Source organism: Meiothermus sp. Pnk-1 (genome assembly GCF_003226535.1).
Lineage (GTDB): Bacteria > Deinococcota > Deinococci > Deinococcales > Thermaceae > Allomeiothermus.
Window position 1 is genome coordinate 49,688 of sequence record NZ_QKOB01000007.1, and the last position, 26,827, is coordinate 76,514.

At 62.4% G+C, this 26,827-nt stretch carries 27 protein-coding genes and 1 pseudogene; 2 read left to right on the forward strand and 26 right to left on the reverse strand.

The annotated features are described in order from the left end of the window. Nucleotides 1–3: 3 nt before the first annotated feature. From DNA98_RS11405 to prfA, 20 genes and pseudogenes are all read right to left on the reverse strand, one after another. Nucleotides 4–1,041: a glycosyltransferase family 1 protein gene (locus DNA98_RS11405; RefSeq protein WP_110530778.1), complete on the reverse strand. Its 1,038-nt coding sequence runs from the start codon at nt 1,039–1,041 to the stop codon at nt 4–6. Next, on the reverse strand, nt 1,025–2,320 hold the full coding sequence (locus tag DNA98_RS11410; protein WP_146237990.1) for a hypothetical protein: 1,296 nt from the start codon (nt 2,318–2,320) through the stop codon (nt 1,025–1,027). Before DNA98_RS11410 ends, DNA98_RS11405 begins: the two co-directional genes overlap by 17 nt. Before the next feature lie 164 nt (nt 2,321–2,484). Further along, a complete protein-coding gene (locus tag DNA98_RS11415) occupies nt 2,485–3,519 on the reverse strand; it encodes a glycosyltransferase family 4 protein (protein WP_110530782.1) in 1,035 nt (344 codons plus the stop codon). Between the two features lie 6 nt (nt 3,520–3,525). After that, nucleotides 3,526–4,350: a glycosyltransferase family 2 protein gene (locus DNA98_RS11420; RefSeq protein WP_158531641.1), complete on the reverse strand. Its 825-nt coding sequence runs from the start codon at nt 4,348–4,350 to the stop codon at nt 3,526–3,528. A gap of 10 nt (nt 4,351–4,360) precedes the next feature. Beyond that, nucleotides 4,361–5,839, reverse strand: a complete 1,479-nt coding sequence (locus DNA98_RS11425) for an oligosaccharide flippase family protein (RefSeq protein ID WP_158531642.1) — start codon at nt 5,837–5,839, stop codon at nt 4,361–4,363. A gap of 22 nt (nt 5,840–5,861) precedes the next feature. Beyond that, complete coding sequence (locus tag DNA98_RS11430) at nt 5,862–6,236, reverse strand: HI0074 family nucleotidyltransferase substrate-binding subunit (protein ID WP_110530788.1); 375 nt, start codon at nt 6,234–6,236, stop codon at nt 5,862–5,864. Then, entirely contained in the window at nt 6,224–6,454 is a 231-nt protein-coding gene (locus DNA98_RS11435; protein WP_233493191.1) for a nucleotidyltransferase family protein, read from the reverse strand. The genes DNA98_RS11430 and DNA98_RS11435 overlap by 13 nt, the downstream gene beginning before the upstream one ends. Before the next feature lie 70 nt (nt 6,455–6,524). After that, nucleotides 6,525–6,836 carry a nucleotidyltransferase domain-containing protein gene (locus DNA98_RS11440; protein ID WP_110530789.1) on the reverse strand — a complete coding sequence of 104 codons (312 nt, stop codon included), beginning with the start codon at nt 6,834–6,836 and terminating at the stop codon, nt 6,525–6,527. 9 nt (nt 6,837–6,845) lie between these two features. Then, on the reverse strand, nt 6,846–7,214 hold the full coding sequence (locus DNA98_RS11445; protein ID WP_110530791.1) for a nucleotidyltransferase domain-containing protein: 369 nt from the start codon (nt 7,212–7,214) through the stop codon (nt 6,846–6,848). Beyond that, nucleotides 7,162–7,551, reverse strand: a pseudogene (locus DNA98_RS11450) (HEPN domain-containing protein). The gene DNA98_RS11445 and the pseudogene DNA98_RS11450 overlap by 53 nt, the downstream one beginning before the upstream one ends. Continuing rightward, entirely contained in the window at nt 7,548–8,546 is a 999-nt protein-coding gene (galE, locus tag DNA98_RS11455; protein WP_110530794.1) for a UDP-glucose 4-epimerase GalE, read from the reverse strand. The pseudogene DNA98_RS11450 and the gene galE overlap by 4 nt, the downstream one beginning before the upstream one ends. Beyond that, nucleotides 8,543–10,861: an NAD-dependent epimerase/dehydratase family protein gene (locus DNA98_RS11460; RefSeq protein WP_174720039.1), complete on the reverse strand. Its 2,319-nt coding sequence runs from the start codon at nt 10,859–10,861 to the stop codon at nt 8,543–8,545. Before DNA98_RS11460 ends, galE begins: the two co-directional genes overlap by 4 nt. After that, entirely contained in the window at nt 10,862–12,256 is a 1,395-nt protein-coding gene (locus tag DNA98_RS11470) for a UDP-glucose/GDP-mannose dehydrogenase family protein (RefSeq protein ID WP_110530796.1), read from the reverse strand. Nucleotides 12,257–12,534: 278 nt separating this feature from the next. Continuing rightward, the gene (rfbB, locus tag DNA98_RS11475) at nt 12,535–13,530 is read right to left on the reverse strand and encodes a dTDP-glucose 4,6-dehydratase (RefSeq protein ID WP_199489389.1); all 996 of its coding nucleotides are present in this window, start codon (nt 13,528–13,530) and stop codon (nt 12,535–12,537) included. A gap of 58 nt (nt 13,531–13,588) precedes the next feature. Beyond that, nucleotides 13,589–14,122 carry a dTDP-4-dehydrorhamnose 3,5-epimerase family protein gene (locus DNA98_RS11480; RefSeq protein WP_233493192.1) on the reverse strand — a complete coding sequence of 178 codons (534 nt, stop codon included), beginning with the start codon at nt 14,120–14,122 and terminating at the stop codon, nt 13,589–13,591. Further along, complete coding sequence (locus DNA98_RS11485; RefSeq protein ID WP_110530800.1) at nt 14,119–14,844, reverse strand: sugar nucleotide-binding protein; 726 nt, start codon at nt 14,842–14,844, stop codon at nt 14,119–14,121. Before DNA98_RS11485 ends, DNA98_RS11480 begins: the two co-directional genes overlap by 4 nt. Continuing rightward, nucleotides 14,844–15,911, reverse strand: coding sequence for a glucose-1-phosphate thymidylyltransferase (locus tag DNA98_RS11490; RefSeq protein WP_165364057.1), 1,068 nt, complete (start codon nt 15,909–15,911; stop codon nt 14,844–14,846). Before DNA98_RS11490 ends, DNA98_RS11485 begins: the two co-directional genes overlap by 1 nt. Nucleotides 15,912–15,926: 15 nt before the next feature. Then, on the reverse strand, nt 15,927–17,357 hold the full coding sequence (locus tag DNA98_RS11495) for a mannose-1-phosphate guanylyltransferase/mannose-6-phosphate isomerase (RefSeq protein ID WP_110530804.1): 1,431 nt from the start codon (nt 17,355–17,357) through the stop codon (nt 15,927–15,929). Between the two features lie 134 nt (nt 17,358–17,491). Beyond that, complete coding sequence (locus tag DNA98_RS11500; protein ID WP_110530901.1) at nt 17,492–17,959, reverse strand: NUDIX hydrolase; 468 nt, start codon at nt 17,957–17,959, stop codon at nt 17,492–17,494. 115 nt (nt 17,960–18,074) lie between these two features. After that, the gene (gene prfA, locus DNA98_RS11505; protein WP_110530806.1) at nt 18,075–19,169 is read right to left on the reverse strand and encodes a peptide chain release factor 1; all 1,095 of its coding nucleotides are present in this window, start codon (nt 19,167–19,169) and stop codon (nt 18,075–18,077) included. 139 nt (nt 19,170–19,308) lie between these two features. Between prfA and mntR the strand changes: the two genes are divergently transcribed. Together mntR and DNA98_RS11515 are read left to right on the forward strand one after the other, a co-directional pair. Next, nucleotides 19,309–20,022, forward strand: coding sequence for a manganese-dependent transcriptional regulator MntR (mntR, locus tag DNA98_RS11510; protein WP_110530807.1), 714 nt, complete (start codon nt 19,309–19,311; stop codon nt 20,020–20,022). Nucleotides 20,023–20,030: 8 nt separating this feature from the next. Beyond that, entirely contained in the window at nt 20,031–21,314 is a 1,284-nt protein-coding gene (locus DNA98_RS11515) for an Nramp family divalent metal transporter (RefSeq protein WP_110530809.1), read from the forward strand. Nucleotides 21,315–21,423: 109 nt separating this feature from the next. On the opposite strand, the gene DNA98_RS11520 is transcribed toward DNA98_RS11515, so the two are convergent. The 6 genes from DNA98_RS11520 to argC all read right to left on the reverse strand — a co-directional run bounded on the left by DNA98_RS11520 (nt 21,424) and on the right by argC (nt 26,826). After that, nucleotides 21,424–22,128 carry a hypothetical protein gene (locus DNA98_RS11520; protein WP_110530811.1) on the reverse strand — a complete coding sequence of 235 codons (705 nt, stop codon included), beginning with the start codon at nt 22,126–22,128 and terminating at the stop codon, nt 21,424–21,426. 24 nt (nt 22,129–22,152) lie between these two features. Then, entirely contained in the window at nt 22,153–22,611 is a 459-nt protein-coding gene (locus DNA98_RS18100; RefSeq protein WP_110530813.1) for a hypothetical protein, read from the reverse strand. Between the two features lie 156 nt (nt 22,612–22,767). Next, nucleotides 22,768–23,232, reverse strand: coding sequence for a hypothetical protein (locus DNA98_RS11530; RefSeq protein ID WP_129865713.1), 465 nt, complete (start codon nt 23,230–23,232; stop codon nt 22,768–22,770). Between the two features lie 84 nt (nt 23,233–23,316). Continuing rightward, nucleotides 23,317–24,465 (reverse strand): bifunctional glutamate N-acetyltransferase/amino-acid acetyltransferase ArgJ, encoded by a 1,149-nt coding sequence (argJ, locus tag DNA98_RS11535; RefSeq protein ID WP_165364055.1) that lies wholly within the window; start codon nt 24,463–24,465, stop codon nt 23,317–23,319. Further along, nucleotides 24,456–25,706, reverse strand: coding sequence for an N-acetyl-alpha-D-glucosaminyl L-malate synthase BshA (bshA, locus tag DNA98_RS11540; protein WP_110530818.1), 1,251 nt, complete (start codon nt 25,704–25,706; stop codon nt 24,456–24,458). Before bshA ends, argJ begins: the two co-directional genes overlap by 10 nt. A 163-nt stretch (nt 25,707–25,869) precedes the next feature. Then, the gene (gene argC, locus DNA98_RS11545) at nt 25,870–26,826 is read right to left on the reverse strand and encodes an N-acetyl-gamma-glutamyl-phosphate reductase (RefSeq protein ID WP_110530820.1); all 957 of its coding nucleotides are present in this window, start codon (nt 26,824–26,826) and stop codon (nt 25,870–25,872) included. Nucleotide 26,827: the final 1 nt, after the last annotated feature.

The following is a 26,827-nucleotide window of genomic DNA, read 5'->3' on the forward strand; positions in this document are numbered from 1 at the left end:
CTTTTACTCTGCAGCCGCTTCCTGAAGCACCGACCAAGTGTGCTTAGCTATACTATCCCAACCAAACTGCTTGGACCGCTCGAGGCCCCTTTGCCGTAACCTCTGCCGGAGTTCCGCATCCGTCACCAACCGCCAAAGGCCATCCGCTATAGCTTCTACATCGAATGGGTCTACTGTCAAAGCCGCGTCCCCCACAACCTCGGGAAGGGCTGTGCGGTTGCCCGTGAGGGTAGGAGTACCTGATGCCATTGCCTCAAGAGGTGGAATACCAAAGCCCTCGTAAACAGAGGGATACACAAACCCTGACGCAGCGCTGTATAGTACAGGCAGATACTCATCCGGGACATGACCCACAAAGTGTACCCTGGGTGGCAGCTTTTCCAAGGAAACTTCTTGAAAGATCTGGGCTTTCCCCTTAGCTCCTGCTACTACCAGCCATACCTCTTCCGGCAGGCGGGTAGATACTAGAGCCCAAGCCTTGAGCAGACGGCCCAGGTTCTTTCGGGGCTCCAAAGAGCCCAAGCTAAGCACAAAGTGGGATGAAGGCAGCCCCAAGCGCTCCTTGATCTGGTCGTGTTCTTCTTGTGTTCGAGGATGAAAGCGCGGGTCAACGCCATTGGGAATCACCACTACCCTCCAGGGTTCCAGCCTGATATGTTCTAGGATGCGGGTTTTGCTGAATTCAGAAACCGTAATAATGCGCCGTACCCGTGGCAGCAATTTAGGCAGCAAAAACCTATACCAGCCAGCGAATCTGGGATTGAGCCACTCGGGATGATCAAGCGGCACTACATCATGCACCGTTACCACCTGCTGCCTGACTAGCAGCGGGCCGGTATTACTTGGACTCCACAAAAGCCTTCCCCTAAGCTGGGTTGGCAAAACAAACTGCTCCCAGGCATGACCTGCAATCCCGTCTAGCGCAGGCCGAGGCGCAATGCGCTCGATTCCGGCGCCCAGACGGTCAACGATTTCACTGGTATAGCGCTGCACTCCAGTCAATTTGGAGGCCAGGGTACGGGTATTAACCACTATGTCCATAACCACGATAGGCGTTCAGCTTAGCCCTTGCAAACCACTTGAACCTATACAAAAGGAACAGCGCCAGAGCTATCCCGGGTAAAGAATACATGCTAAGCAAATAAAACTGCGATAGCTGCACACCGATAGTCAGGTATACCGTTAGCGCAAGAGCTGCGTGAAGCAGCGAGCTTGGGTTCTCCACATATTTCTTGGCATAGCGCGTTGCATTGCCCCAAATAAAGCCTGAGATCAGTGGAACTATAATTACCCCCACCCAACCAAACGAAGCGTAACCCCACAGTGGCACCGCCAAACGAAATCCTCCCGAAGCAATCTCGCTAACTGAGGTTCCCGGGTTGACCAGTGCCAGTACCCATACTGCTGGACTCCAAGTAAAATTGTACGGCACAAGCCCACCCACAAAGGTTAGCCCATATGTGTATGAGCCACGCTCGATGAAAGCAGCGAGGAAGGTGAGCTGATCCGAAATATCTGGTGCACCCGAGGCTATGATCTGCCAGATACCAGTGTCTTGGTATACCCCACCCAATGCGTCTAAACCAAATACTGCCTTTAGCAGATAATAAGAGGCGCTTCCCAAAGGGTAAACCGCCACCACAAATACCAAGAACAGAAGAAAGCCTACGCGGTTTCGAGCAGCCAAAAGGCCAACGAATATGAGAAAGCCATAAATAGCCTGGCCGCGCACAAGTGAAGCCGCTATGACTGCAAAACTTAGCAAGGCAAGCAGCAGAAATCTTTTCTTGCTCATATGAAACCATAAAACTAGGTTCAGTGGGATCAGCAAATACAGCAAGAACATTGAAGCCCTATAGAGGGGAGCCACCGGGCGATAGGCTTCTTGGTAGGGGCCACGAAAAAACTTTGCCATAAGGGGGTCTTCGGCAAACATAGGTATAAACCCCATCACAGCAAAACTAACCATTACCCCTGCAAGAGCCATAAGCGTTATCCACAGTACCCTGGGAGCCACGAAACGCAAGAGTTCTTTTGTGGAAGCATTTAAGGTATGGCGTAAAGGCATTATTTTTAGCAGGGGGGTATAAAAGCCTATAACGATGCCCACAATATAAAACAACATACCCCAAACCAATATCTGCTCGTATAGCATTACAAGTTCAGAGGGGTAGGAATCCAGCACACCCACAAAAACCACCGGCACAATATATGCGGTAATAGAGAAGCCAATCTGTAGATGAGCCGGAATATTCCAACGGCTAGGCCACACAAGATAAGAGGCGACTGATAAGAGAACTAATGCTATTGCAATCAGCATTGTCTCAGGACCACCTTCCCAAGCTGTTAAGCTGTAATCCTCTCATCGCCATCAAGAAAAATCACCAACTCGAGCAAGATTGCCCAATGCCAAGTATATAAGCCAGATGGCCAGGAGCAGCCTAACACTTAGCCCTTGCACAGACCAAAAGCGCCGAAGCACCATTACTCTAGTACCTCTTTATAAACATCTATCATTAGTTGAGCCACTCGCTTCCATGAGTAGTTTTTGCTGATGTATGCACTTTGATTGTATATATTTCTGGATTGTGTAAGGGCTCGTTCAATTGCTTGGCTTATTTGATTTAAGTCACCCTGATTGACAAAGGTGGCATATCTGTCCAAATACTCCCGTACAGGGGGGGACTCTCCCACAATCAAGTTAGCCCCATTGATTCCAGCCTCTAGGTTTGCCAGTCCCGGCGTTTCCATCCACGAGATCAAAGCATGGGCATGGGCAGCAGCATATGCATCAGCCAGATCGTTACTACCATTCGATAAAAAAGGTATGTGCTTTATGTAGTCAGGGTAGCGTTCTAACTCTTCCTGAAATCGTTGCACATACGCTTTCTCCTTTGATAGCGCCACTGGCTCACCAATAAACACCAAAGGGATTTTGATTCGAGCAGCAGCCCGAAGAAGATTCAAGGAATTTTTACGCCGCTCAATGCGTCCAACGCTCAATACAAACCGATCGTTACTAGTCAACTCTGGTAAATATTTACGCCTAAATCCATCTGGATCTTGTCCGATAAAATCATCTCTTACGCCATTGGGTACCACCTTTATGGAGCGCTCCGGCAACCCAAATAGCTTCTGTAGTAAGCGGCTTTCGCTGTAAGAATTGGGCAATACGTAGCGGGCTCCACTTAGCACAGCCTTTCTAAGCGAGGATACAGATAAAGGCAAAAAGCCCAAACAGTAGTGGGCCATTCGAGATGTGCCCGTTGGGTAAAATATGGAAGACGTCACATAAGGCACTTTCTTACCAGTTAAGAGCTTTGTGATTTGAGCAAGGACATAGTCACTTCCAAATAGGTGGGCAATGGTTCTACCAGCAAGTTGGTCGCGACTAAAGTAATCGGCAAATTCCACATGAATTCCGAAGGCTTCGAGAGCAGCTTTGGTTTCAAGCAGCTGAACTTCTGTGCCTCCAAACGCTAGGGAGAATGGCCTTGGTGTGAAGAAGACAACTTTCATGTTCCATCAACACTCCACGTATTCAGATAGATACCTCTCTGCTTCCTTTGCGTACATGTTTTGAATATCCTCCCTATCTCCCACGAGCCGGAGTTGGGTAAGCTTAGCAAATGTCGCTATTTCATAAAAGAACATTAGCAGGGCTAAATATATCCCGCGCCACCCATCTCTATATCCTTTTCGCAGTAAATAGTATGCGAGGAACTTTCTTGTTGCCTTGAATAGGGCTTTGACAATGTGGGGGTGCTCTCCAGTCTTGGCAGCTTGAAGGGCATGGACGTTGGTATAGCGGTTTAGCTTAGCGATAAAGTGCTCAAAGTCGAGGTAGCTAAAGTGTATGATTGCCCCATCAGAAGGAAAAGACAGTTCATGCACCTTCGCCCCGGGAAAAACCTCTATATGATCGTGCATGTTTGCCCTAACGCCGAGCTTCCCCCTTCGGAAGAGCCGATACTGTTTATCCTGGTTGGGACCCCAACCGGAATATTGCATTGCCGCACCGATCAGATAATTTAGTCGGGGAACCCTTACCACGTCCACCGCGTCCTCGTGGGCTATTTGCAATAAGCACCGGGCTAAAGGAAAAGGCACCAACTCATCGGCATCTAGAAAAAACATCCAATCGTTGCTTGCCTTTTCTATGGCCAGCTTTCGGGCTATCTCGAATTCCACCACACGTTCATGCAAAAAAACTTTCGCTCCAAACTCTTGCGCTATCTCTACCGTGCGATCCGTGCTATACATATCCACGACTATAATTTCGTCTGCCCACGGCTTTACAGATCGCAAGGCATGTGGCAAATTTTTCTCCTCATTAAGGGTGTTGATCAAAACAGAAATCTTAGCCCTGTCTTCCACCGTTATCACCCTTCCCAAAGAACGTGTAAATCTTTCGCAATTCCTCTCCCCGACTCCAAACCACAAGTCCTGAGTATACCCCTAACCCCAAAGCAAACACCCCCACTAAGGCATACAAGTTTTGTATGTTAACGAGTAGCTCCAAAAGGTAAATTCCCATTCCCACCAAAATGGCCAGAACCCAAGGCAGGGAGGCTGCACGCCAAAGCTTAACCGCAACCAGCCTTTGGGCAACCACGAAAAGTCCAAAATTGCTAAGCTGAACACCTACGTTCGCCAAAGCAAAGCCCAGAGCCCCAAACCAGTGAATGAGCGGGAGGCCTAGAAACCAGGTGAGAAGGGCCCATATAACCGTGAACAAAAATGTTGTTTTGGATCTACCCAAAGCGTTGAGTAAACCCTGTAATGGGGTTGACGTGGCCACCACCAAGTTGGCAAGCGAAAGTAGGTAGAAAATTGGCAGGGCTGCCAGCCATTTCTCCCCGAATATTATTCGGGTGATGGGCTCTATGAGAACTAGAGTAAGGATGGAAATAGGGGCTGTGAGAGCATTGGTTGCAAACAGTACTCTCTCAACCGCTCTGGTCAGCAATACTCGATCATGTTGAAGCCGGGCAAACAGAGGCATATATAGGCGCTGAAACACCATTAGGGTCATTACAGAGTAGTTTGCGACCATCTGGGCCCAATTGATGTAACCTACCGACCCAGCCCCTAAATAAAGACCAACGAAGACAGGAGTAATCGAGTCCTTAATTAGAGATACGACCTGTCCTCCTTGTAGAAACAAGCCAAACCCTAAATGTTTGCGAGCTCTACTCCAGTCCCAACTCCACCCCATTTTCCAGGGGCTGATCCAATTTGCCAGGATTGCTCCAGCAGTCGAGCGAAGCAACAGCGCTATAGCAAAAGATAGTGGCCCATAACCTCGCCAGGCCAGAAATACCGCCGTGGTGTTGTAGACAAGGGCTTGGGTTATCTCCACAAGCGCAAGCCGGTCAAACGCCAGGCGGCGCTCAAGGCGTACCTGTGGGATTACCATGAAAGATGTCATCAGTAACGATGCGGCAACCAGGCGAAATACCCATGCGCTATCCGGTGACAACCGGTACAATTGAGCAATCCATGGTGAAGCAGCCCACAAAGCCACCGCCAAAATGACAACAAAGATCTGCTGAACAGCATACACCGATCTGTAGTCCAGCTCGTCTGGCTCGCTCGGCTGTCGGATTAAGCTAGATGCTAAGCCAGTACCACCAAATGCGATGAGAAAAGCCAAAAAGAATGTGACGATACCATAAAGACCAAACTCATCGGGAGTTAGCAGGCGCGCGAGCAAAACTCCACCTACAACATTTAATCCCTGCACCAGCACCTGACGAACCACCAAAGCAGCAGCACTCCGAACTGCTTGGCGACCCAGGTCTCGCAAGGAAGAGGTTTGTTCACCAAAGTCGCTCATAGGCGAAGCTGGCCCACCACGCTCACACATTCCTCCCCAGGGCCTCGAGGAGGCGGCGCATAAGGGCCAGATGACCGGGTAGACGAGAGAAGATGAGCTTGGCAAGCTCCTCGTTGTAGGTATGAGCAGTCAAATTCCGGTCGTCTACCATCTGCATGCCCCAACGCGCCTCGGCTTCATAGCAAGCCCGCACCACGCCCTTAGGCGAGGCCAAGTCTATCCCTTCGCACTCCCTAAGGTAAAGCTGGGCAGCTTTCCACACGGCCTCCAGGGTGTACTCGAAACGCTGGATGGCTGCATCGCGAATCACGGCGTCCGCAGAAGGCTCCAGCGGCAGCTCCGCCAGGGTTTCTAGGGCTTTGCGGGCGATAGAGAGCCTCTGGGCTAACCGATCCATCGCACTCCCTCGGTCTCTACGCGCCGCACCAGTTCCGGCGGAGCCTGCGAAAGGTCTACCAGGTCCACCCGAAACAGCAGGTTCGATTCCTCCAAGCGCTCCCGCAGTTGGGACAGCAGGCCTACCGGAAGGGGAGCCAGCGGCAGTATACCCACGTCCAGGTCGGAACCCCGGCGCAGGGCTCCGCGGGCTGCCGAGCCGAAGAGGTAAACCCGCACCGGCAGGCCGGAAAAAAACTCTCCAGTATGGCCCGCAAAGCGGCCAGATCGGGTGGGGGTTCATAAGGCCTCACGCCGCTGTTTCTCCACACTCATAGATGAGCTTAGCCTCCTTCATCACCCCCCGCAGGAAGGGCAGCTCGCGCCGGTTTGCAAACTCCTGCGGGGTGAGGATCACCGCTTCCACCGCAAAGGGAAGGTCGCGCAGCGCCCAGAGCACCTGGCCGATGCGCTCCAGGGGGGGCAGGTCGGTCTCCCAGAGCACGAGGAGGTCCAGGTCGGAGCGCCGGGTGGCCGTGCCCCGCGCGTGGGAGCCAAAGAGGTAAACCCGCTCCACCCCCATTGCACCCAAGCGTTCCCGTACCGCCTCGAGCCAGCCCACGCGGGCATTCTAGCAGAAGCCTGCCTGCCCCCATATCCAGACCGCCTCGCGCTCGAGGGTCTTGGCTAGGCGAGGGCTTTGCCGGGGCAGCGCGCACCACTCCTCTACAGTGTAGACCAGCGCCTCCGCAGGCACCGGCAGGCTTTCCAAAGGAAGCAGGGCTATGCGTCGCTCAAAGGAATGGGGGCTGGAGTTTAGGATAAGGAGAAGATCGAGGTCGCTGCCCACCCCGTAATCCCCCCGGGCATAAGAGCCAAACACCCCTACTGCCAACAGACCGGGGATTTCCAGGGTGCGAACCCAAGCCTCTAAGGCCGAAAAAACCTCATCCCGGCGGGGCCATCTGAGCGTGGACGAACGCAAGGATATCACCGGCATACGCCAAAGCCTCCCTACTTTGCAAAGGGCCGTAGTGCTCGGCAGGAGCGCCCTCCGGATAGGCGTCCGGGTAGCGGGTGGGAATATAGAGCGCATCCAGGGAGCGGGCTTTTTCGATGAGCAACGGGGGCACCGCCAGCGGAAGCTCCGCCAGAAGCCGGGCCACCAGACGTCCTCAAGCCTCCTGACCCAGATGCAGGTGCAGCGCCTCGACCGCTTTTTCTGCGGCTTGTTGCGCAGCAAAACAGGCCCACTCGTGCCGACCGGCACGCGCAGCAATGCCGGCCAGCTCGAGGTCGTGCTCGGCCTGGCGCAGCCAGTCGGGCGCGCGGTTCACCGCCTCAGCATACTCCAGTCCGGGCTGGGGCGGCTGTGCCAGCGCCAGGCAGTCTCCACGATGTCCTCAAAGCTCCGGCCAGCCCTCCAGCCCAGCACCCGCTCTGCCTTGGCCGCATCCGCCACCAGTTCGGGCGGATCCCCGGGCCGCCGGGGGGCCAGGGTGAACGGCACTGCCCGCCCAGACACCGCCTCAACCATGCGAATGACCTCCCGCACGCTGTGCCCCTTCCCGGTGCCCAGGTTGAGCGCGGTAGAAGCCCCACCATCTTGCAGGTATTGCAGGGCACGCACGTGGGCCTCGGCCAGGTCGGTCACGTGGATATAGTCGCGGATGGCGGTGCCGTCGGGGGTGGGGTAGTCGGTGCCAAACACCTGTACCGGAGGCCGCTTCCCCAAGACCGCCTCGATCACCAGCGGGATGAGGTGGGTTTCCGGGTCGTGCACCTCGCCCAGTTCCCCCTCGGGATCGGCCCCGGCGGCGTTGAAGTAGCGCAAAGAGACCCAGCGCAGGCCGTGGCACTCCCCAAACCAGCGCAGCATCTTCTCGCCCATGAGCTTGGACTCGCCGTAGGGGTTGATGGGGTCTTGGGGATGCTCCTCGGGGATGGGCAGCCGTTGGGGGAGGCCATAGGTGGCACAGGAAGAGGAAAAGACCACCTGCCGCACCCCGGCCTGGTGCATGGCCTCGAGCAGGTTGAGGGTTCCCACCACGTTGTTGCGGAAATACTTGGCGGGGTTTTGCATGGACTCACCCACGTAGGCGTTGGCCGCAAAATGAACCACCGCCTCGATACGGTGATCCTCGAGCGCCCGCACAATCGCGGGCTGATCGCCCAGATCGGCCTCCACCAGAGGTCCCCACTTCACCGCCCAGCGATGCCCCATGCTCAGGTTGTCGAAGACCACCGGGGTGTACCCGGCTTGGTGCAGGGCCTTGGCCGTGTGACTGCCGATGTAGCCCGCCCCTCCTACCACCAAGACCCGCATGCTCATACCCCCTCCGCTTTGAAGTAGGCAATGGTGCGCAGCAAACCCTCCCGAACCGGAACCCTTGGCTCCCAGCCCAGAAGCTCGCGGGCCAGGCGTATGTCCGGGCGGCGCTGCTTGGGGTCATCCTGGGGCAGTGGCCGGAACTCGAGCCCCGCCTTGCTGCCGGTCAGTTCCCGCACCAGCTCCGCCAGCTCGAGCATGGTGTATTCCTCGGGGTTGCCCAGGTTGACCGGCCCGGGGTAATCCACCCCCATCAGGCGCACGATCCCCTCCACCAAGTCGTCCACGTATTGAAAGCTGCGGGTCTGGGAGCCGTCGCCATAGATCGTGAGCGGTTCGCCCCGCAGGGCCTGGGTGATGAAGTTGGTGACCACCCGCCCGTCCTCGGGGTCCATCCGCGGGCCGTAGGTGTTGTGGCAGAAAACGCCGTTTCCAGCGACAAAGTTTTCCGCCCCCGGTACGGAGAAATCGTAGACCGTGGCCGTGACAAGGCAGGGCCGGACCTCCTTGACCTGGCTCCAGACGATATCCCCCTCCCTTCGGGCGTCTAGCTTCTGACGCACGCCTCGGTCCCAAGAGAGGAGGTCAAAGTTGTCCAAGGCGCACACGGTCACCCGGTAAAAAGGAAACCGCTTGGTGGCGGTAAGCTTTTTGCCCACCCAGGACTCGTGGCGGCCCACGCTGGCCACAATGCCGAAGCGGAGGAGGAGGTAGACGAGGCCATAGGCGATCTCCTCCGAGGCCGTGTCAAACACAAGCTCGTTGCCCAGCTTCTTGCCGCTATGGGTGCCGTCCCCGCAACGGTAGCCCTCCAAAAAATGCTTCAGGCGGGAAAGGGGGAGCTGGAACACCCAGGGGGGAATCCGCTTCCTTAGCCCTAGAGCGCGGGTGAAAAGGATGTAAAGGGCCTTGGAGTGGACGTAAATCCCTGGAGCACGGTGGGAAGCGGGAGGGACATACTTCACCCTTACCCTGAAATGGGTTTCCAGGATGCCCTTGGCTCTCCTGATAAAGGCATCGTCGGAGGAAAAGGTGATGAAGTACCTGCCCTTGTCCCCATACGCCCCTCCCTCCGCCAGATACAGGCCGAAAAGCCACAAGAGGTCATCTGTCACCCGCACCCTGTTGGGCAACCAGAGGTGGGAGTCTCCGTAGAGGCCAAACTCCGCCCCGTCGGGTATCTCCCAGCCCAAGGCCTGGAGCACGGCGAGGGGAACAAGCCCTTGGCGCATCCACCGCTTCGTGGCGCAAACGGCGGAGTTGCGAGCGTTGGCTCCCCGGAAACGCCCCTGGCTTAGGGCTATCTCGTGAATACGCTCCCTTTCTGCCTCAATGCGGTGGGAAAAGGAAGGATGGCGCACCGCCCAGCGCCACAGCCACTGCGGAGAGCCGTCTAAAGAGGCGAAGATTTGGGCAAGGTCCAGGACCTCGAGGTCCCGCTCCAAAACGGGGAGACGGGCGGGCACGGCCACGTAGTCCCCTGGCTTAAGCTCCCGAACAGGCTTGGCCACGGGCCTTCCGTCGGGGCCCCGGACAAAGAGGCTATGGTCCCCCGTTACCTTGACGGTGCGGCCGTAGCGCAGGCGAACCTCATAGGCCTCCTGCTGGACCGGGTGTCCGATGAAGTACGCGGCCCGCTTAAGCTCTAGCCGAAGGGTGTTCGGATCAAAGGCGGGTACCAGGACTTCCCTGGGAACCCCCGGGGCCAAGCCCAACCGCTCGGCATAGGCTTGGGCCGTTTCCAGATGGGCCTCGCTATCGTTGAAGAAAAAGAGGTACTCGTCCGCAAGGACGCTGTTGAATATGCGAACAATACGGGTGGGAAGGCCATACACCCGGTGGTAGGCCAGGGTGAGGGCCTCGGCGTAGCGCTTGGCCTCGTCGTAGACCGAGCGGGGGCCGATGGGGTTGACGTGGCCCCAGTACCCCTCGGGCTGGGGATGGACCTGCGGGTCGCCGTAGACCTCGCTGGTCGAGGCCAGGAAGAAGGCTGCTCCACGCGCTCGAGCCAAGTCCAGCAGGTGCCGGGTGCCCTCGGCGTTGACCAAAAGGGTCTCGAGGGGCCGCTTCAGGTAGCGGGGAGGGGAGGCCGGAGAGGCCAGGTGCATCACCCAGTCGAAGTCTCCCGCCACCTCGAGCGGCCTCGCGGCGTCGGCCTCGAGAAAGCTGAAGCCCCCGAAGGGGATGAGGTACCCGAGGTTGTGCCGCCCTCCGGTACAGAAGTTGTCCACCCCCAGGACCTGGTGCCCTTCCCGGAGCAGGCGTTCGGCCAGGTGGCTGCCCACGAAACCGGCAGCGCCGGTGAGCAGGATGCGCATTTAGCCTTCCACCTTCTGCACCAAGGGCTCCGACACCCCTACGCCCACATAGCGGAAGCCCAGGCGGGCCAGGGCAGCCTTGTCGAGGAAGTTCCGCCCATCCAGCAGCAGCCGGCGGCGCATGCGCGAAGCCACCCGCTCCCAGGGCCACTCGCGGTACTGGGGCCACTCGGTGACCAAGACCAGCGCGTCGGCCTCCTCGGCGAGCTCGAGAGCATCCGCACAGTAGCGCAGCTCCAAGTCGGGGAAGAGGCGCTGGGCATTTTCCATGGCAACGGGGTCGTGCACCCGCACCCGCACCCCTCGCTCGAGGAGCCTACGGGCGATATCCAGGGCGGGGGCATCGCGCAGATCGTCGGTATGGGGCTTGAAGGCCAGCCCCAAGAGGCCAACGGTGCGGCCCTTGAGGATCTTCAGCTCGGCCAACAGCTTCTCCACGATCCGCTCGCGCTGGCGGTAGTTGACCTCGCGGGCCGCGGCCACGATGGGCATGGAAAGGCCGTAATCCTGGGCGGTGGCGATGAGGGCCGCGGTGTCCTTGCCAAAGCAGCTCCCGCCCCAGCCGATGCCCGCCTGGAGAAAGCGGGTGCCGATGCGGGCATCGAGGCCGATACCCTTGGCGATCTGGGTCACATCGGCCCCTACCCGCTCGGCCAGCGCCGCGATCTCGTTGATGAAGCTGATCTTGAGGGCCAAGAACGCGTTGGCCGCGTATTTGATCAGCTCCGCCGAGGCCAGGTCGGTGGCGATGAAGGGCACCGCCTGCAGCCCCTCGGGGCGGGGGATGAACGCGGGGGGGGTGAAGGTCTGCTCGAGGATGGGCCGGTAGAGGGTGTAGAGCACCTCGAGTGCGCGCTGATCCTCGGCCCCTACCACCACCCGGTCGGGGTAGAGGCTATCGTGGATGGCCGAGCCCTCGCGCAAGAACTCGGGGTTGGAAGCCACCGCGAACTGCCCCTGGGGTTTTTGGCCGTTGCGCGCTGCATAGGCTTCTTGTACCAGGCTCTCTACCCAGTTCCCGCTGCCGATGGGCACGGTGGACTTGTTGACCACCACGGTAAACCCTGGGCCTAGGTGTGCCCCCACCGAGCGGGCGGCCTGGCGCAAGTACTGCAGATCGGGATTGCCGTCGGGCAAGGGGGGTGTGCCCACGGCGATAAACACCACCTCCGCCTGGGGAATGGCCTGGGCATAGTCTTCGGTAAACTGTATCCTCTCCCGGGCCAAAGCCAGCAGTTCTTCGAGGCCCGGTTCGTAGATAGGAGCCTGCCCCTGGCGCAGCTTCTCCAGCTTGAACGCGTCCACATCTACGCAGATGACCTCATGACCCGCGTAGGCCAGGGTCACCCCTGTAGTAAGGCCTACATACCCTGTTCCAATGATGGCGATTCTCATATCTCACCCGGGGAAACCCCCAACCGACCGGAGCTAGTATAACCAAGGCACCAGGCCTTTCCGAGGCTAATCCAAACCCCACCTTTCCCTGATTCATACTTTCCCTCACCCCAAGCCACCGGAGTCCCCTGGCGGGACGTGGGATCGTCCCTCATGTTTGAGAAGAAAGGAGCGAGAAGTCAGCAGTGAGAGGGAGGGCGGTACCCTACGTCTTGCGTTTGGCGTATAGCGTACGACGTACGACATAAGTACGGTAAATCAAGCTACCAGATAAGGCGTCATCGGCTGGCGTACCAGCGCTGCATCAGCTCCTGGTGATGGCGCTGGGAACGTAGTCGCTCCCACCAGCCCCGGTTTTCTAGGTACCACTGCACCGTCCTGGCCAGGCCCTCCTCGAAGGTGTAGCGGCGCACCCAGCCCAGCGCCTCGGCCTTGGAAGGGTCTACGGAGTAACGGTAGTCGTGGCCGGGGCGGTCCGCTACGAACTTGACCAGCGTGGGTGGCTTGCCCAACAGCTCGAGCACCCGCCGCGCCACCCGGGTGCCGGGTACCTGCTCGCGGGCCCCCAGGTTGTAAGCCTCGCCCGAGTTCCCCCGGTGCAGCACCAGGTCGATACCGCTGGCGTGATCGTAGGCGTGCATGTAGTCGCGCAGCGCCGAACCGTCGCCGTAGAGGGGCAGGGGTTTGTCCTCGAGGGCGTTGGTGATGAAGAGCGGGATGATCTTCTCGGGGTACTGGTAGGGGCCATAGGTGTTGGAGCCCCGCGTCACCACCACGTCCAGGCCGTAGCTGATCCCGTAGCTATACACCAGGTGCTCGGCGGCGGCCTTGCTGGCTGCGTAGGGGCTGCGGGGGCGCAGGGGGTCGGCCTCGAGGGAGTGATGAGAGGTGCCCGAGAGGTCGCCGTAGACCTCGTCGGTGGAGACCTGGAGGAAGCGGCGGACTCCGGCCTTGCGGGCTTCCTCCAAAAGCACCAGGACGCCCTCCACGTTGGTCTTGACGAAGGGTCGGGGGTCGAGGAGGGAGCGGTCTACGTGGCTCTCGGCGGCGAAGTTCACGACCGCCTCCACCCCGGCGAGGGCCTCGCGGACCGCCTCGGGGTCGGCGATATCGCCCTGGACGAACTCGATGCGGGAACGCACTGGCTCGAGGTTCTCCAGGTTGCCCGCGTAGGTGAGCTTGTCGAAGACCACCATCTCCCACTCGGGATGGGCCTCGAGGGCGTAATGCACGTAGTTGGAACCGATAAACCCGGCCCCTCCCGTCACCATCACCCGTCTAAAGCTCCTCTGAGTACCGGCGTCAGCCGGGGGCCGATGGCCCTTCCCTTGGCTAGCCACGGTCTTCCTCCCATAGTTCAGCGCCGAAATAGTCCCAGGGCAGGCGGCCCTCGTTGGGGTCCTGGGGGTCGAACTGGCTGTTCATGGCGTAGATCAGGGTCGCCCCACGAACCCCCGCGCGGTAGCCGTGGGCCACCCCGCTGGGGATGTAGAGCAGCGCCGGGGCCTCTCCGGAGAGCAGGTAGGCCCGCCGGTTCCCCAGGGTGGGAGAATCCTTGCGCACGTCCACCAGCCACACCTTGAGCTCGCCCTCGATCACGCACCACAGCTCGTCCTGGGGGCGCTTGGGGTGGAGGTGAAAGGCGTTGATCCGCCCCGGCACCGCCCAGGAGACCGAGACCTGCCGCAGCTCAAAGCCCACCGGCAGGCCTTCTACTTGGCCCCCCTCCAGCCGCAGGTGTTCCATGAAGGCCCCCTCGAGCGCGCGGTGCTTGCGCAGGGGCTGGTGCCACGCCCCGGCGATCTCGGGCTGGGGATCGTAGCGTTGGATGCGGAGGGAGGCGAATACGTCAGGGTCAAGCATCATCTTCTCCATTCGCGCTTGAGGCTTTGCCAGCGCCGATTGTCGAGGGAGATGTCCTCGGGAAGCGCCACCGGCGAGTCCGCGCGCAGCCCTGGTAGCACGTCCTCCCGGGTGCGGCGGGCCAGCTCGTAGGCCGATTTGCGTTCGGTGGCGATGTGCAGGGTGTCGAAGGGGATCTGTCCCAGGTGTTCCAAGGCCAGGGCCACCTCCGGGGCGATGACCTCCAGGTAGTCCTGGCTGGTGTAGAGGTCGGTGTAGGCCACCGGGTAGGGCCAGGGCGAGGGGCGGAAGGAGGTGCGGATGACCAGGTGTCGGGGCAAGACGCGCACGACCTCCTCGGCGACGAGCTTGGAGAGGGCGTAGTGGTTGCGCACCGGGCCCATGGGGTCGTCCTCGCGGTAGCCGCCGCGGTCGCCCCAGAAGACGTAGTCGGTGGAGATGTGGACCAGGAAGACGCCACTCCCCTGGAGGGCCCGCACGACGTTGCGGGTTCCCTCCACGTTGACCCGCCAGCAGGCCGCGCGCTCGCGTTCGGCCCTGGCCACGTCGGTGTAGGCCGCCGCGTGGAGGAAGACTTTGGGCTGGTGGCGCTCGAGCGCAGCTCGCACGCTCTCGGGGTCGGTGACGTCGAGCTCGCGGCGGGGCGGGGCCACGATCCCGGGCATCAGGGCGCGCAACGCCCTGCCCAGGCGCCCGCTGCCTCCGGTCATGAGGATCGGGCCCATCACAGCTTGACCTGGCTGCGGTCGCCCAACACCAGCTGCAGGGTGTGGCGGCGGGGGCTGCCCTGGCCGTCCACCACCACCCCGTGGCCGAGGATGCTGGCGTCGAGGCGGTAGGCGAGCTGGCGCACCTCGGCCTGGTCCATGAGGATGGAGTACTCCAGCTCGCTGCCGATGACCTTGGCCCCCTTGCCGATGGCGCTGTAGGGGCCGATGAAGCTGTCCTCGATGAGGCTGCCCGCCCCGATGAAAGCCGGGCCGCGCACGGTCGAGCGCACGATGCGGGCGCCCGGCTCGACCACCACCTCGCCCACCACCTCGGCCTGCTCGAGCTCCCCCTCCACCCGGCGGGTGATCTGGGAGAGCACCAGGCGGTTGGCGTCGAGGAGGTCCTCGGGCTTGCCAGTGTCCTTCCAGTAGCCGCGCACCTGGTGGGCCACCACCCTCTGGCCGCGCTCGACCAGGCCCTGGATGGCCTCGGTGATCTCGTACTCCCCGCGCCAGGAGGGCTTGAGCGTGGCGATGACCTCGTGGATGGCCGGGCTGAAGAGGTAGACGCCCACCAGCGCCAGGTTGGAGGGGGGGTCTTTGGGCTTCTCCACCAGGCGCACCACCCGGCCCTGCCCGTCGAGCACCGCCACCCCGAAGGCCCGAGGGTCTTCGACCTCGGTCAGCAGCACGATGGCCTGGGGCTGGGTCTGCCGGTACTCCTCGACCAGGTGCCGGATGCCGCCGGAGAGCAGGTTGTCGCCCAGGTAGAGCACGAAGGGGCTCTCGCCCAGGTACTCCCGCGCGGTCATGACCGCGTGGGCGATGCCCAGCGGGGCCTCCTGCACGATGAAGGTGAGCTGTGCTCCCCAGCGGGAGCCGTCGCCCAGGGCCTCGCGCACCTCGTGGCCGGTCTCGGGGCTCAAGATCACCCCGATCTCGCGGATACCCGCCTCCACCAGATCCTCCAGGGCGTAGAAGAGGTTGGGTTTGCCGGCGATGGGGATGAGCTGCTTGGCCCGGGTGTGGGTCAGGGGGCGCAGCCGGGTGCCCTTGCCGCCGGAGAGAACGAGTCCTTTCACATCTCTATCCATAGCCTAATCCCCCGCCAAAGCGGATTCTGCCACGGCGCCCTCGAGGCGCACCAGATCATCCTCGCCCAGGTACTCCCCGCTTTGCACCTCGATGATGACCAGGTCGATCAGGCCGGGGTTGGCCAGCCGGTGTGGGGTCCCGGCCAGGACGCTGAGGGATTCATCGGTACGCAGCAGGTGGGTCTGGTCTTCCTTCAGGACTTGCGCCGTGCCCGAGACCACCGTCCAGTGTTCGCTGCGGTGGTGGTGCAGGTGGTACGAGAGGGACTGGCCCGGTCGGATCACCAAGCGCTTGATCTTGAAGCGGGGGCCCTCCTCGAGCACGGTGTAGCTCCCCCAGCGGCGCTGCACGGTGCGGTGTTCGCGGGCGGTCTCGTGCTGGGCCTGCTGTAGCCGCTCGACCACCTTCTTCACGTCCTGCACTTTGTCGCGCCGAGTGACCAGCAGCGCGTCTGGGGTATCCACGATGACCAAGTCCTCCACCCCGATGGCCGCCACCAACCGCCCCTCGGTCTGCACGAAGGTGTTGTGGGTGTCGATCAACACCGCCTCACCCAGCACCCGGTTGCCTTCTGGATCGGCGGGAACCAGTTCCGCAGCGGCATCCCACGCCCCTAGGTCGCTCCAGCCGAAGCCAGCGGGAACCACCGCCACCCGCTCGGCCTTCTCCATCACCGCGTAGTCCACCGAGATGCTGGGAACGGCGCGGAAGGTCTGGGCATCGAGGTACTGGGGGGTTTCGCGGGGGCTCGATTCCCAGCAGCGCAGCACCGCCCTGTAGACCTCAGGGGCGTAGGCCTGCACCGCCTCCAGGTAGGCCCCGGCCTGGAAGCAGAAGATCCCCGCATTCCAGTAGAAGCCCCCCTGCTCGAGGTAGGCTTTGGCCCGAGGGGCGTCGGGCTTTTCCACGAAGCGCCGCACCGCATACACCCCTTCGGCCAGGGGCTGGCCCTGCTCGAGGTAGCCGAACCCGGTGGCGGGGTAGCTGGGCTGGATGCCAAAGGTGACCAGGTAGCCCCGCTGGGCTGCGGCTTTAGCCCGCTCGACGGCCTCAGCAAAGGCTTGGGGATCCTCGATCAAGTGGTCGGCGGAGAGCACCAACAGGGTTTCGTCGGCCCCGTGGCGCTCCGACACCGAGAGGGCGGCCAAGGCGATGGCCGGGGCGGTGTTGCGGCGCAGCGGCTCGACCACGAAAGCCAACGGGGGATAGTCCCCGATCTTCAGCGCCTGGTACTCGTTGAGCGTGCTGTAGTAGTGCTCCTGCCCGGTCACCGTGAGCACCTCGGAGATCCCCGGCAGGCGCACCGCCCGCAGCAGGGCTTTCTGCAACAGGCTCTGCCCGTCGGGCAAGCGCATAAAAGGCTTGGGGTAGAGTTCGCGGGAGACCGGCCACAGCCGCGTCCCCGCTCCCCCGGAGAGAATCACCGCGATCATCTTACCGATCCTACTCTACCCGGCCCCCATAACCCCGTCGTGAACCCACCCGGCCCGACCGCATCAGCATGAAGAGCCCCTGGCGTTACGTAAGGCCTCGGGAGGGAGGAGCCAGGAAACGGAGGGGTTACGGCCTAAATCCGGATACCCTCCCCCCCCCAGCTCCCGTAGGCGTAAAACCGGCCCCGTTCCCCCTTGAGGTAATCCAGCAACGGCTCGCGCAGGGGGCGGTGCTCCTCGAGCTTGGCCGCCACCTCCTGAGGGGTGAAAAACCGCGCTTCGACGATGTGCCCGTCGGGGTCCCGGGGGTTCAGCAGGCCGTCGTAGGTGGCGCGGAAGGCCAAGGCCACGGTGCGCTCGTGCTTGCGGGCATCCTCGACCTGGATCACGTAAGCCAGGTGCTCCACGCCGCGCACCCACAAGCCGGTCTCTTCACGCACCTCCCGCTTGAGGGCGTCGATGAGGGTCTCGCCCGCCTCCACCGTGCCGCCGGGCAGGGTGTAGCGCACCCGACCCCTGCGGCTCCAGTCGTTCGCCACCAGCAATACCCGACCTTGCTTGTCCATCAGGATTGCTGCGGCTACCAGCAGTTCGCGCCGCAGGCCGTGGCTCACGGATCACCCCCCAGGGAAAGCCGCCCGCACCGGGGGACTCCTCCCCCTGAGCTTGTCTCCCCCCCGCCCACCCTCGAGGCGAGGTTGCGGGAAACCACGAGCATCACGCCTCCCTGCTGCGCAGGGTGAGGGACGTCTCCCCGGCGATGGCGGCGAGCTGGCGTTCTTGATCGGCCCGCTTGAGGGCCTCGTGCAGCTCGAAGAGGTCGCCCGACAACACCCCCTCGAGGTTATGGGTGGTGAAGCCGATGCGGTGGTCGGTGACGCGGGACTGGGGGAAGTTGTAGGTGCGGATCTTCTCCGAGCGCTCCCCGGCCCCGATCTGGGCCAGGCGGTCTTCGCGGCGGCGGGCGGCCTCCTCGGCCCGCTTCATCTCCAGAAGCCGCGAGCGCAGGATGGTGAGGGCCTTCTCCTTGTTCTTGATCTGGCTCCTGGATTCCATGCAGCTCACGATCATCCCGGTGGGTTTGTGCAGCACCTGCACCGCCGAGTCGGTGGTGTTCACCCCCTGCCCGCCCGGGCCGGAAGCCCGCGAGACGGTGATCTCCAGGTCGGCGGGGTCGAGTTCCACGTCCACCTCCTCGGCCTCCGGCATCACCGCCACGGTGGCGGTGGAGGTATGGATGCGCCCCTGGGCCTCGGTGGCGGGAACCCGCTGCACCCGGTGGACCCCGGCCTCGTACTTGAGCACCCCGTACGCCCCGGCCCCGATGACCTCGAAGGAGACCTTGGAGACTCCCCCCAGATCGGTCAGGTTGATGTCGAGGATCTCGGTGCGGAAGCCTTTGCGCCGGGCGAATTCCATGATCATGTCGCGCAGCTCGGCGGCGAAAAGGGCGGCCTCCTCCCCCCCGGTCCCGGCGCGGATCTCCACGATGACGTTTTTATCGTCGAGGGGGTCTTTGGGCAGCAACAGCAGCTCGAGCTTGGCTTCCAGCTCGGGGAGGCGCCGCCGGATCTCCTCCACCTCCAACCGGGCCATCTCGGCCATGTCGGGGTCGTGCAACAGGCTCTTGGCCTCCTCCAGATCCGAGAGGGCCTTTTTGTACTCGCGGATCGTAGCCACCAGCTCGCCCATCTCGGCGTATCGCTTGGAGAGGCGCTGGTACTCCCGTTGATCGCTGAGCACCGCCGGATCGGCGAGGGCAGCCTCCAGGCTCTGGTACTCCTGTTCTAGGGACTCGAGTTTTTCTAGCATCAAAGATCACTATTCTACAGGATACCGCTAAACGCTGAACCCTGAACGCCCGGGGACCTCGGCTTGACAAGGTTTTTAGGCAAGCCTAAACTGTAGGGTGTATGGCTTTAGGAAATCCTAAACCCCGTGAGGAAGTCCCATGACCCATCCCGCCCGCCCTCCTCTGTCTGAAGCCCAGGAAGATTACCTCAAGCAAATCCTCTTGCTGGGGGGTGGAGAAAAGCTCGAGGAGACGCACTCTGTTTCGACCCAGGCCCTCGCCGACCAGATGGAGATCAAACCGGCCTCGGTGACGGGGATGCTCAAAAAGCTGGCCGAACTGGGGCTGGTGGAGTACGAGGCCTACAAAGGGGTGCGCCTGACCGAGGCCGGGTACAAGGTGGCGCTGGAGGTGCTGCGCCACCACCGGCTCTTGGAAGCCTACCTCCACCAGGCCCTGGGCTACGGCTGGGAGGAGGTCCACGCCGAGGCCGAGCGGCTCGAGCACCACATCTCCGAAGCCTTCGAGGCACGCATCGCCGAGTGGCTGGGCCACCCCTCGCACGACCCCCACGGCGATCCCATCCCTAGCGTGGAACTAACCCTTCCTCAGGATGCCCCCACCCAGCGCCTGACGGCTTTAGCGGTGGGTCAACACGGCTTGGTGGCGCGGGTTTTGACCCAAGACCACGATAGCCTCAACCTGCTGGCCCACCTTCACCTGCGCCCCGGGGCTTGGGTGGGGGTGCTCGAGCACGCCCCCGAGGGCCTCCGCATCGAAGTCCGCCGCGAACACCTGGAAGAACGCTTTCTGCTGCCCTCCTCGCTGGCCCAAATTGTCTGGGTGGTGCCGCAGGAGGATAGACACCGCTGAGGCCAACCATGTTTACCAACCCCAACGCCGATCAAAAAATCGTACAGCACGCGATGGCGGTGCTCGAGCGGCCCAGCCACAAGCGCGGCCTAGCTCGGCTCCTGCCCTTTCTGGGCCCGGCCTTTGTGGCCAGCGTGGCCTACATTGACCCTGGCAACTTCGCCACCAACATCCAGGGCGGAGCCAAGTTCGGCTACCTTTTGCTATGGGTCATCCTCGCCGCCAACCTCATGGCCATGCTGATCCAGTTCCTGTCCTCGAAGCTGGGGATCGTAACCGGGGCCAACCTCCCAGAGGTAATCCGGCAGGAGTGGCCCCGCCCTCTGGTATGGTTTTACTGGATACAAGCCGAAGTGATCGCCATGGCCACCGATTTGGCCGAGTTTTTGGGCGCCACCTTAGCCCTAAACCTGCTCTTTGGCATCCCGCTGTTTTGGGGGGCGGTGCTCACCGGGATTGCCGCCTTCGGCATCCTGGCCTTGCAACGCTACGGTTTCCGTCCCCTCGAGGCCGTCATCGCGGTCTTCGTGGGGGTGATCGCCCTGGCCTACGTGGTGCAGCTTTTCCTCTCCAAACCGGGCCTGGAGTTCGCCCAAGGCCTCATACCTCGCTTCCAAGGGGGCGAAAGCCTTTACCTGGCGGTAGGTATCCTCGGGGCCACGGTGATGCCCCACGTCATATACCTGCACTCGGATCTCACCAAAAGCCGTGTCCCGACCGCTGATCTGCGGCTCAAACGGCGGTTGCTCCGGTTCAACTTGCTCGACGTGGTGATCGCCATGAGCATCGCCGGGCTCATCAATATGTCCATGCTGGCCGCGGCGGCAGCCACCTTTCACGCGGCGGGGAAATCGGATATAGCCGACCTCACCACCGCCTACCAGACCCTCACTCCCCTTTTGGGGCCGCTGGCCGCGCTAGCTTTTGGGGTGGCCCTGCTGGCTTCTGGAATATCCTCAAGCACCGTGGGCACCATGTCCGGGCAGGTCATCATGCAGGGCTTTGTCCAGTTCCAGATTCCCCTATGGCTGCGCCGGCTGATCACCATGCTCCCGGCCTTCGTGGTGATCCTGTTGGGCCTCGACCCCACCAATGTGCTGGTACTCTCCCAGGTGGTGCTCTCCTTTGGTATCCCCTTCGCCCTGATCCCCCTGCTGCTCTTCACCGCCAACCGGCGCATCATGGGCGAGCTGGCCAACTCCAAGCTGGTCACCTACACTGGCTGGGTTATCGCCGCTTTCATCATCGGGCTCAACCTCTACCTGCTCTACCAAACCCTCCTGGGAGGATAAGGACAGTGGGTGCGCATCTTCACGCCCCGGCTCGGTTATGGCCGGGGCCTGGTTATGCGATCCACCGCGTACCGCGAACTCCGCCCAATGCCCCCGCCCCCCCTGAGGCTCACGGCACGTCCCGGCTAGCCCGGTTGCCCGCCGCGTCCACCGCGATCACGGTGGCGCGCTTGGCGGGAACCTCGACGAAGAAGGGCACATCCTTGCCCTTGGGCAGCGAGAGCGGGCTGAAGCGGCCTCCGTACTCGAGCGCTACCCGGTCGACCCCGGTATCGTCGGAGACTTTTCCGGTGATGCGGATGCCGGTTTGCACCTGGAAAGTTTCGGTGCGGGTCTCCTGGACGGTCTGGGGAGCGGAGGTGGGGTCGTTGGGGTCGGCGGGCTTGGTCACCTCCACCTGGCGGCTACGGGTGCGCGTCTCGTACACCGGCTCGAGGCGCTCGATTTTGATCACCGGCGGCTGCGCGTCGAGCACCAGCGGCAGCTTGAGCGTTCGCGTGAGTCCTGCGGTATTGGTCGCGCTCAGGGTGAGTTCCACCTGGCCCGATTGCAAAGCCTCCAGGCGGAATTTGAAGCTCACCAGCTTCTTGCCCCGCTCCTCCGCCGCCAAGAGCTCGCGCTCTCCCTGGGCGCTCGAGACCCGCACGCTCTGCACCCCGCTATCGTCGAGGGCGTAACCCTCCACGCTGAGCGAGCGGCCCCGCGCCACCACTCCGCCCGGCGGGCTGGTCACCCCCAAGAGCGGGGGGGTGAGGTCTTGGGTACGGGTGCAGGCGCTGAGCAAAACCAACAACAAGAGGGGAGCAAAGCGCATCCCCTCCATGATAGGGCTTTTCCGCTATTGGCGGAAAATGATGCCCACCCGTCCCCCGAAATCCAAACCGAATCCACGCCAACTCGCCAGGTCGCCCAATCCGATGCCCACCCCGAGCTGACCCTCACCGTAGGCGCTAAAGGGCATCCCTGGGAACTGGTACTCGAGCCCGACCAGGCCGTGAGGAAAAAGATAGATCCCGGTATAGCCGGCTGCCGTCCAGAAACCCACCCCGGCCCCCGCGCCGAAGTACCAGTTGAAGTCGAAGCCTGGGGCTGCCGGCAGGGCGCTTTTGCCGATCATATAGGCCGCGTCGCCACCGAAACCGAACCCGCTCAGCCCCGCGCCCACCCGGAAAGGCCCAGTCTGGAACTGAGCCCCGATCCAGGTCGGCCAGCCCGAGTAGATGCCGAATCCAGAGGATTGAGCAGCAGCAAACGAGAACAGAACCACGACGACGAGAAGCGCCAACCGCTTTTTCATCTGATACCTCCGAGGAGAGTCAGCCAAAGATACAACTTTTTGCTCTTGCTCTCCTAGAGCGAACTATACCGGCTCGGCGTTACTCGAGCGTTACTGCCCCAGCCCCACGAAAAAAGGCGGTGCGCAGCGCACCGCCTCAGGTCAGCATAAACCCGCTTAGGGGAAGTAGACGCGCGGGCCCACCACGATGCTCAATCCAACCCCCGAGCCCCCACCGGCGAAGCTCACCCCTAGCTGCAGCTCCGTACGGAGGGAAAAATACCTCTCTAGCGGGAACTCGAGCCCGGCGATGCCGCGTAGTCCGAAAGCGGTGGCCCCACCTGCGGTCAAACCGACCCCTCCGCCCAAGTTGAAGTTGAGGTTGGAAGCCTGCACCGGATAGAGCACGTCGGCGAAAAGGCCAAAACTTGCCGCCCCTCCCGCCGCCGCAATGACGACTCCCCCCCGCGCATCCAGCGGGCCAAGCAGCCGCTCAGCCCCCACGGTTGCCCCTAGGCTAAGGCCAAAGCCCGGCACCAGGCTCAGCTCACCCCCGAGCGCCTCCCCAAACAACCTCCCCTGGGCTGAAGCCACCGATACCGCCAGTGCGGCCACCAAAGCGATCCACAGGCGTTTCATCATACTTACCTCCGCGCACCAGGATAGCACAGGGCGATTTCAGATTTCTACCAACTTCTTCAGAATGGCTTAATGATGGAGGGCACTTCAGGTCGTATAGAGCGCATTGATGCGAATGTACTCCTCGGTAAGGTCGCAGCCCCAGGCTACCCCCTGCCCCTCTCCCTCGCCTAGGTCTACCTCGACGATTACCTCTTCCGCCCGCATGGCTGTGCTGGCGGCCACGCGGTCGAACTCGAGCACCCGCCCCGCATATAGGGGGATCCCCTGGAGGGAGATCCGCACCCGCTCCACCGCGAAGTGGGCCCCGGATTTGCCGATGGCCATCATCACCCGGCCCCAGTTGGGGTCGTTGCCGTAGACGGCGCTCTTCCATAGAGGGCTGGCCGCCACCGCCAGCGCAGCCTTACGCGCCTCCTCGTCCGAGCGGGCCCCGCTGACCTTTACGGTGAGCAGCTTGGTGGCCCCCTCGCCGTCGCGGGCCAGTTGCCGGGCCAGCGAGACGCACACCCCCTCGACCGCCGCCCAAAACTCTGCGGGCGGGACTTCCCCCGCTGCCCCGTTGCTCAGGAGCACCGCCATGTCGTTGGTGGAGGTGTCGGTGTCCACCGTGACCTGGTTGAAGCTCCTGTCCACCACCGCCTTCCAACCCCGGCGGAGCTCGGTTTGGGGAACTGCGGCGTCGGTGAGGACGTAGGCCAGCATGGTGGCCATATTGGGCTGGATCATCCCGCTGCCCTTGCAGATGCCCACCACCCGGGCCCCTCCGGGGAGCTCGGCTTCGGCCATCTTGGGTACCAAGTCGGTGGTGAGGATGGCCTCCATGAAGGGATCCACCTCGGGCCCTAGCTGGATCTGCGGCAGCCCCGCCGCGATCTTCTCGATGGGCAAGGGCTGGCCGATCACCCCGGTGGAGCCGGTCAGGACGGCCTCTGGAGCGATTCCCAGTTGAGCCGCAGCCAGCTCGGCCATGCGGCGGTCGGCCTCCACCCCCGCCTGTCCGGTGGCGCAGTTGGCGTTGCCGGCATTGACCACGATCGCTTGGAGCAATCCCCCGCTGGCGTATAGCTGTCGCCCCCGGTGCACGCAAGGGGCCGCGGCCCGGTTCAGCGTGCCTACGAAGGCCCAGGTACAGGGAACCCCGGCGACCAATAGGCCCAGGTCTGGCTTGCCCGAGGGTTTGATCCCCGCCCGCGTGGATCCGGCGCGAAAGCCGATAGGTAGTCTCATGCCGATAGCTTAACGCCTTCGCCCTGCGCAGGGGTTGCCCGCAGGCCCAGGGCCTCCTGGTAGACCTCGAGGTACCGGGGCAGGATCACCTCGGGGTGAAAGCACTCGACCGCCCGGGCCCGCGCCTGCTCACCCAGGCGCCGGTGATGGACCGGCTGGGAGAGGGCCTCGAGGGCCGCCTCGGCCATCCCCTCGATATCGCCCACCGCCCGCAGGTAGCCGGTCTTTCCCTCCTCCACCACCTCCGGCAGCCCCCCCACCCGGCTCGCCACCACCGGCACCCCGCAGGCCATCCCCTCCAGCACGGCCAGGCCGAACGACTCCTGTTCGGAGGGCATCAGCATGAGGTCGGCCAGGCCCAGCACCCGCTCGACCTCGGGGATGAACTCCAAAAACTGCACCCGGCCCATCACCTCGAGTTCCTGGGCCAGCGCGAAGCACTCCGGGCGCTCAGGGCCATCCCCCACCATCAGGAGCCGGGCGGGGAGCTTGGCGGCGACCTTGGCAAAGATCCGGATCACGTCCTGGGGCCGCTTGACCCGGCGGAAGTTAGAGACATGGATGAGCAGGGCCTCATCGGGCTGGGCAAAGCGGGCCCGCAGCAGCGGATCCTGGATGGGCTTGAAGCGCTCGGGGTCCACCCAGTTGTGGATCACGTGGATGGGGCGGTGGATGCCGAAAGCCGCCTGGGTATGGCGGGCCAGGTCGTGCGAGACCGCCGTCACCGCGTCGGAAGCCTCGATGGCGTGGCGGGTGGTGTCCTTCAGCGCGGGCTCGAGGCCCAACAGCGTCACGTCGGTGCCGTGCAAGGTGGTCACCACCCGGAAAGCCCCGCGGGTGATCTCGCGGGCCAGGAGGGCGCTGGTGGCGTGGGGGATGGCGTAGTGGGCATGCACGATCTCGATCTGGTGCTCCTCGACCAGCCGGGTCAGGGCGTTGGCCGCGGTGAGGGTGGAGAGCGCGTCGTCGAAAAGGGGATAGTCTACCGTACCGATCTGGTGGAACTGTACGTGCTCGCGCCCGACGGCGGCATCCGCGGGGGTCACCCCCAACAGCCGCCCGATCCTGCGGATCATGCCCTGGAAGAAGCTCTCGCTGCGCCAATCGGGTTCCTGGGTCAGGCGAAAGGGCCGCCTGGGGGCCACGATGTGGACCTGATGACCCCGCTTGGCCAGGGCCAGGGCCAGTTCGGTCGCGACCACCCCCGAGCCCCCCGCAGAGGCGTGACACAAGATCGCTATGTTCATCCAGCACCTCCTCGCCTTGGGACGCTAATCCCGGCTCAAAACGGGCAGACAGGGTCTTGCCTCTGGGCAGAAAATATGCCCGGAAGCTGAGAGTTGACTGAGGGATAAGGCCCAGCCAGCCTCATAGCAGCGTACGGAACGGCCTCGAGCGGGAGGTTAGGAATTAAAGGCGATAGCTGTACGCCCTTTCCGTCCCTATCATCAGGTCGAGGTTCTGCACCGCCGCCCCCGAGGCCCCCTTGCCCAGGTTGTCGAAGCGGGCGATGAGCAGGGCCTGCTCGCGCTCGGGGTTGGTGTAGACGAAGAGCTCCATGCGGTTGGTACCGTTGAGGGTTTGGGGGTCGAGCACGGGGTGGTGGGCGCCATAGGTCTCCAGGGGCATCACCGTGACGAAGCGCTGGCCCCGGTAGTGCTCGGCTAGGGCCGCGTGCAGCTCGGCAGCCTTAACCCGCTGCGGCAGGGTCCACAGGTGCACCGGGATCACGATGAGCATGCCCTGGGCGAAGCGGCCCACCGCGGGGGTGAAGATGGGCGGGTGGGTCAGGCGGGAGTACTGGGTCATCTCGGGCACGTGCTTGTGGGTCAGCTCGAGGCCATAGGCGCGGTAATCCCCGGCCAGGCGGTGCTCGCCGCGGCCCTCCATGGCCTCGATGAGCTGCCGCCCGCCGCCGCTGTAACCCGAGATTCCCTGCACCGAGGCCGCGAAGTCGTGGGGCAAGAGCCCGGCGTCCACCAACGGGCGCAAGAGGGCGATGGCCCCGGTGGCATAGCAGCCGGGGTTGGCGACGAAGCGGGCCCGGCGGATTCGCTCCGGCTGTTCGGAGCTCATCTCGGGGAAGCCGTAGACCCAGCCCTCGGCCACCCGGTGCGCAGAGCTGGCGTCGAGGAGGCGGGTGTCGGGGTTCTCCACCAGGCCCACCGTCGCCCTGGCCACGTCGTCGTGCAGGCAGAGGATGGCCACGTCGGCCTGGTTCAAGAGGCGCTTGCGCTCGGCCTCGTCCTTGCGCTTGGCGGGGTCTATCGAAAGGAGTTCGAGGTCGTTGCGCCCGGCGAGCCGTAGGCGAATCTGTAGCCCGGTGGTCCCCGCTTCCCCGTCGATGAAGATCTTCGGCTTTCTCATC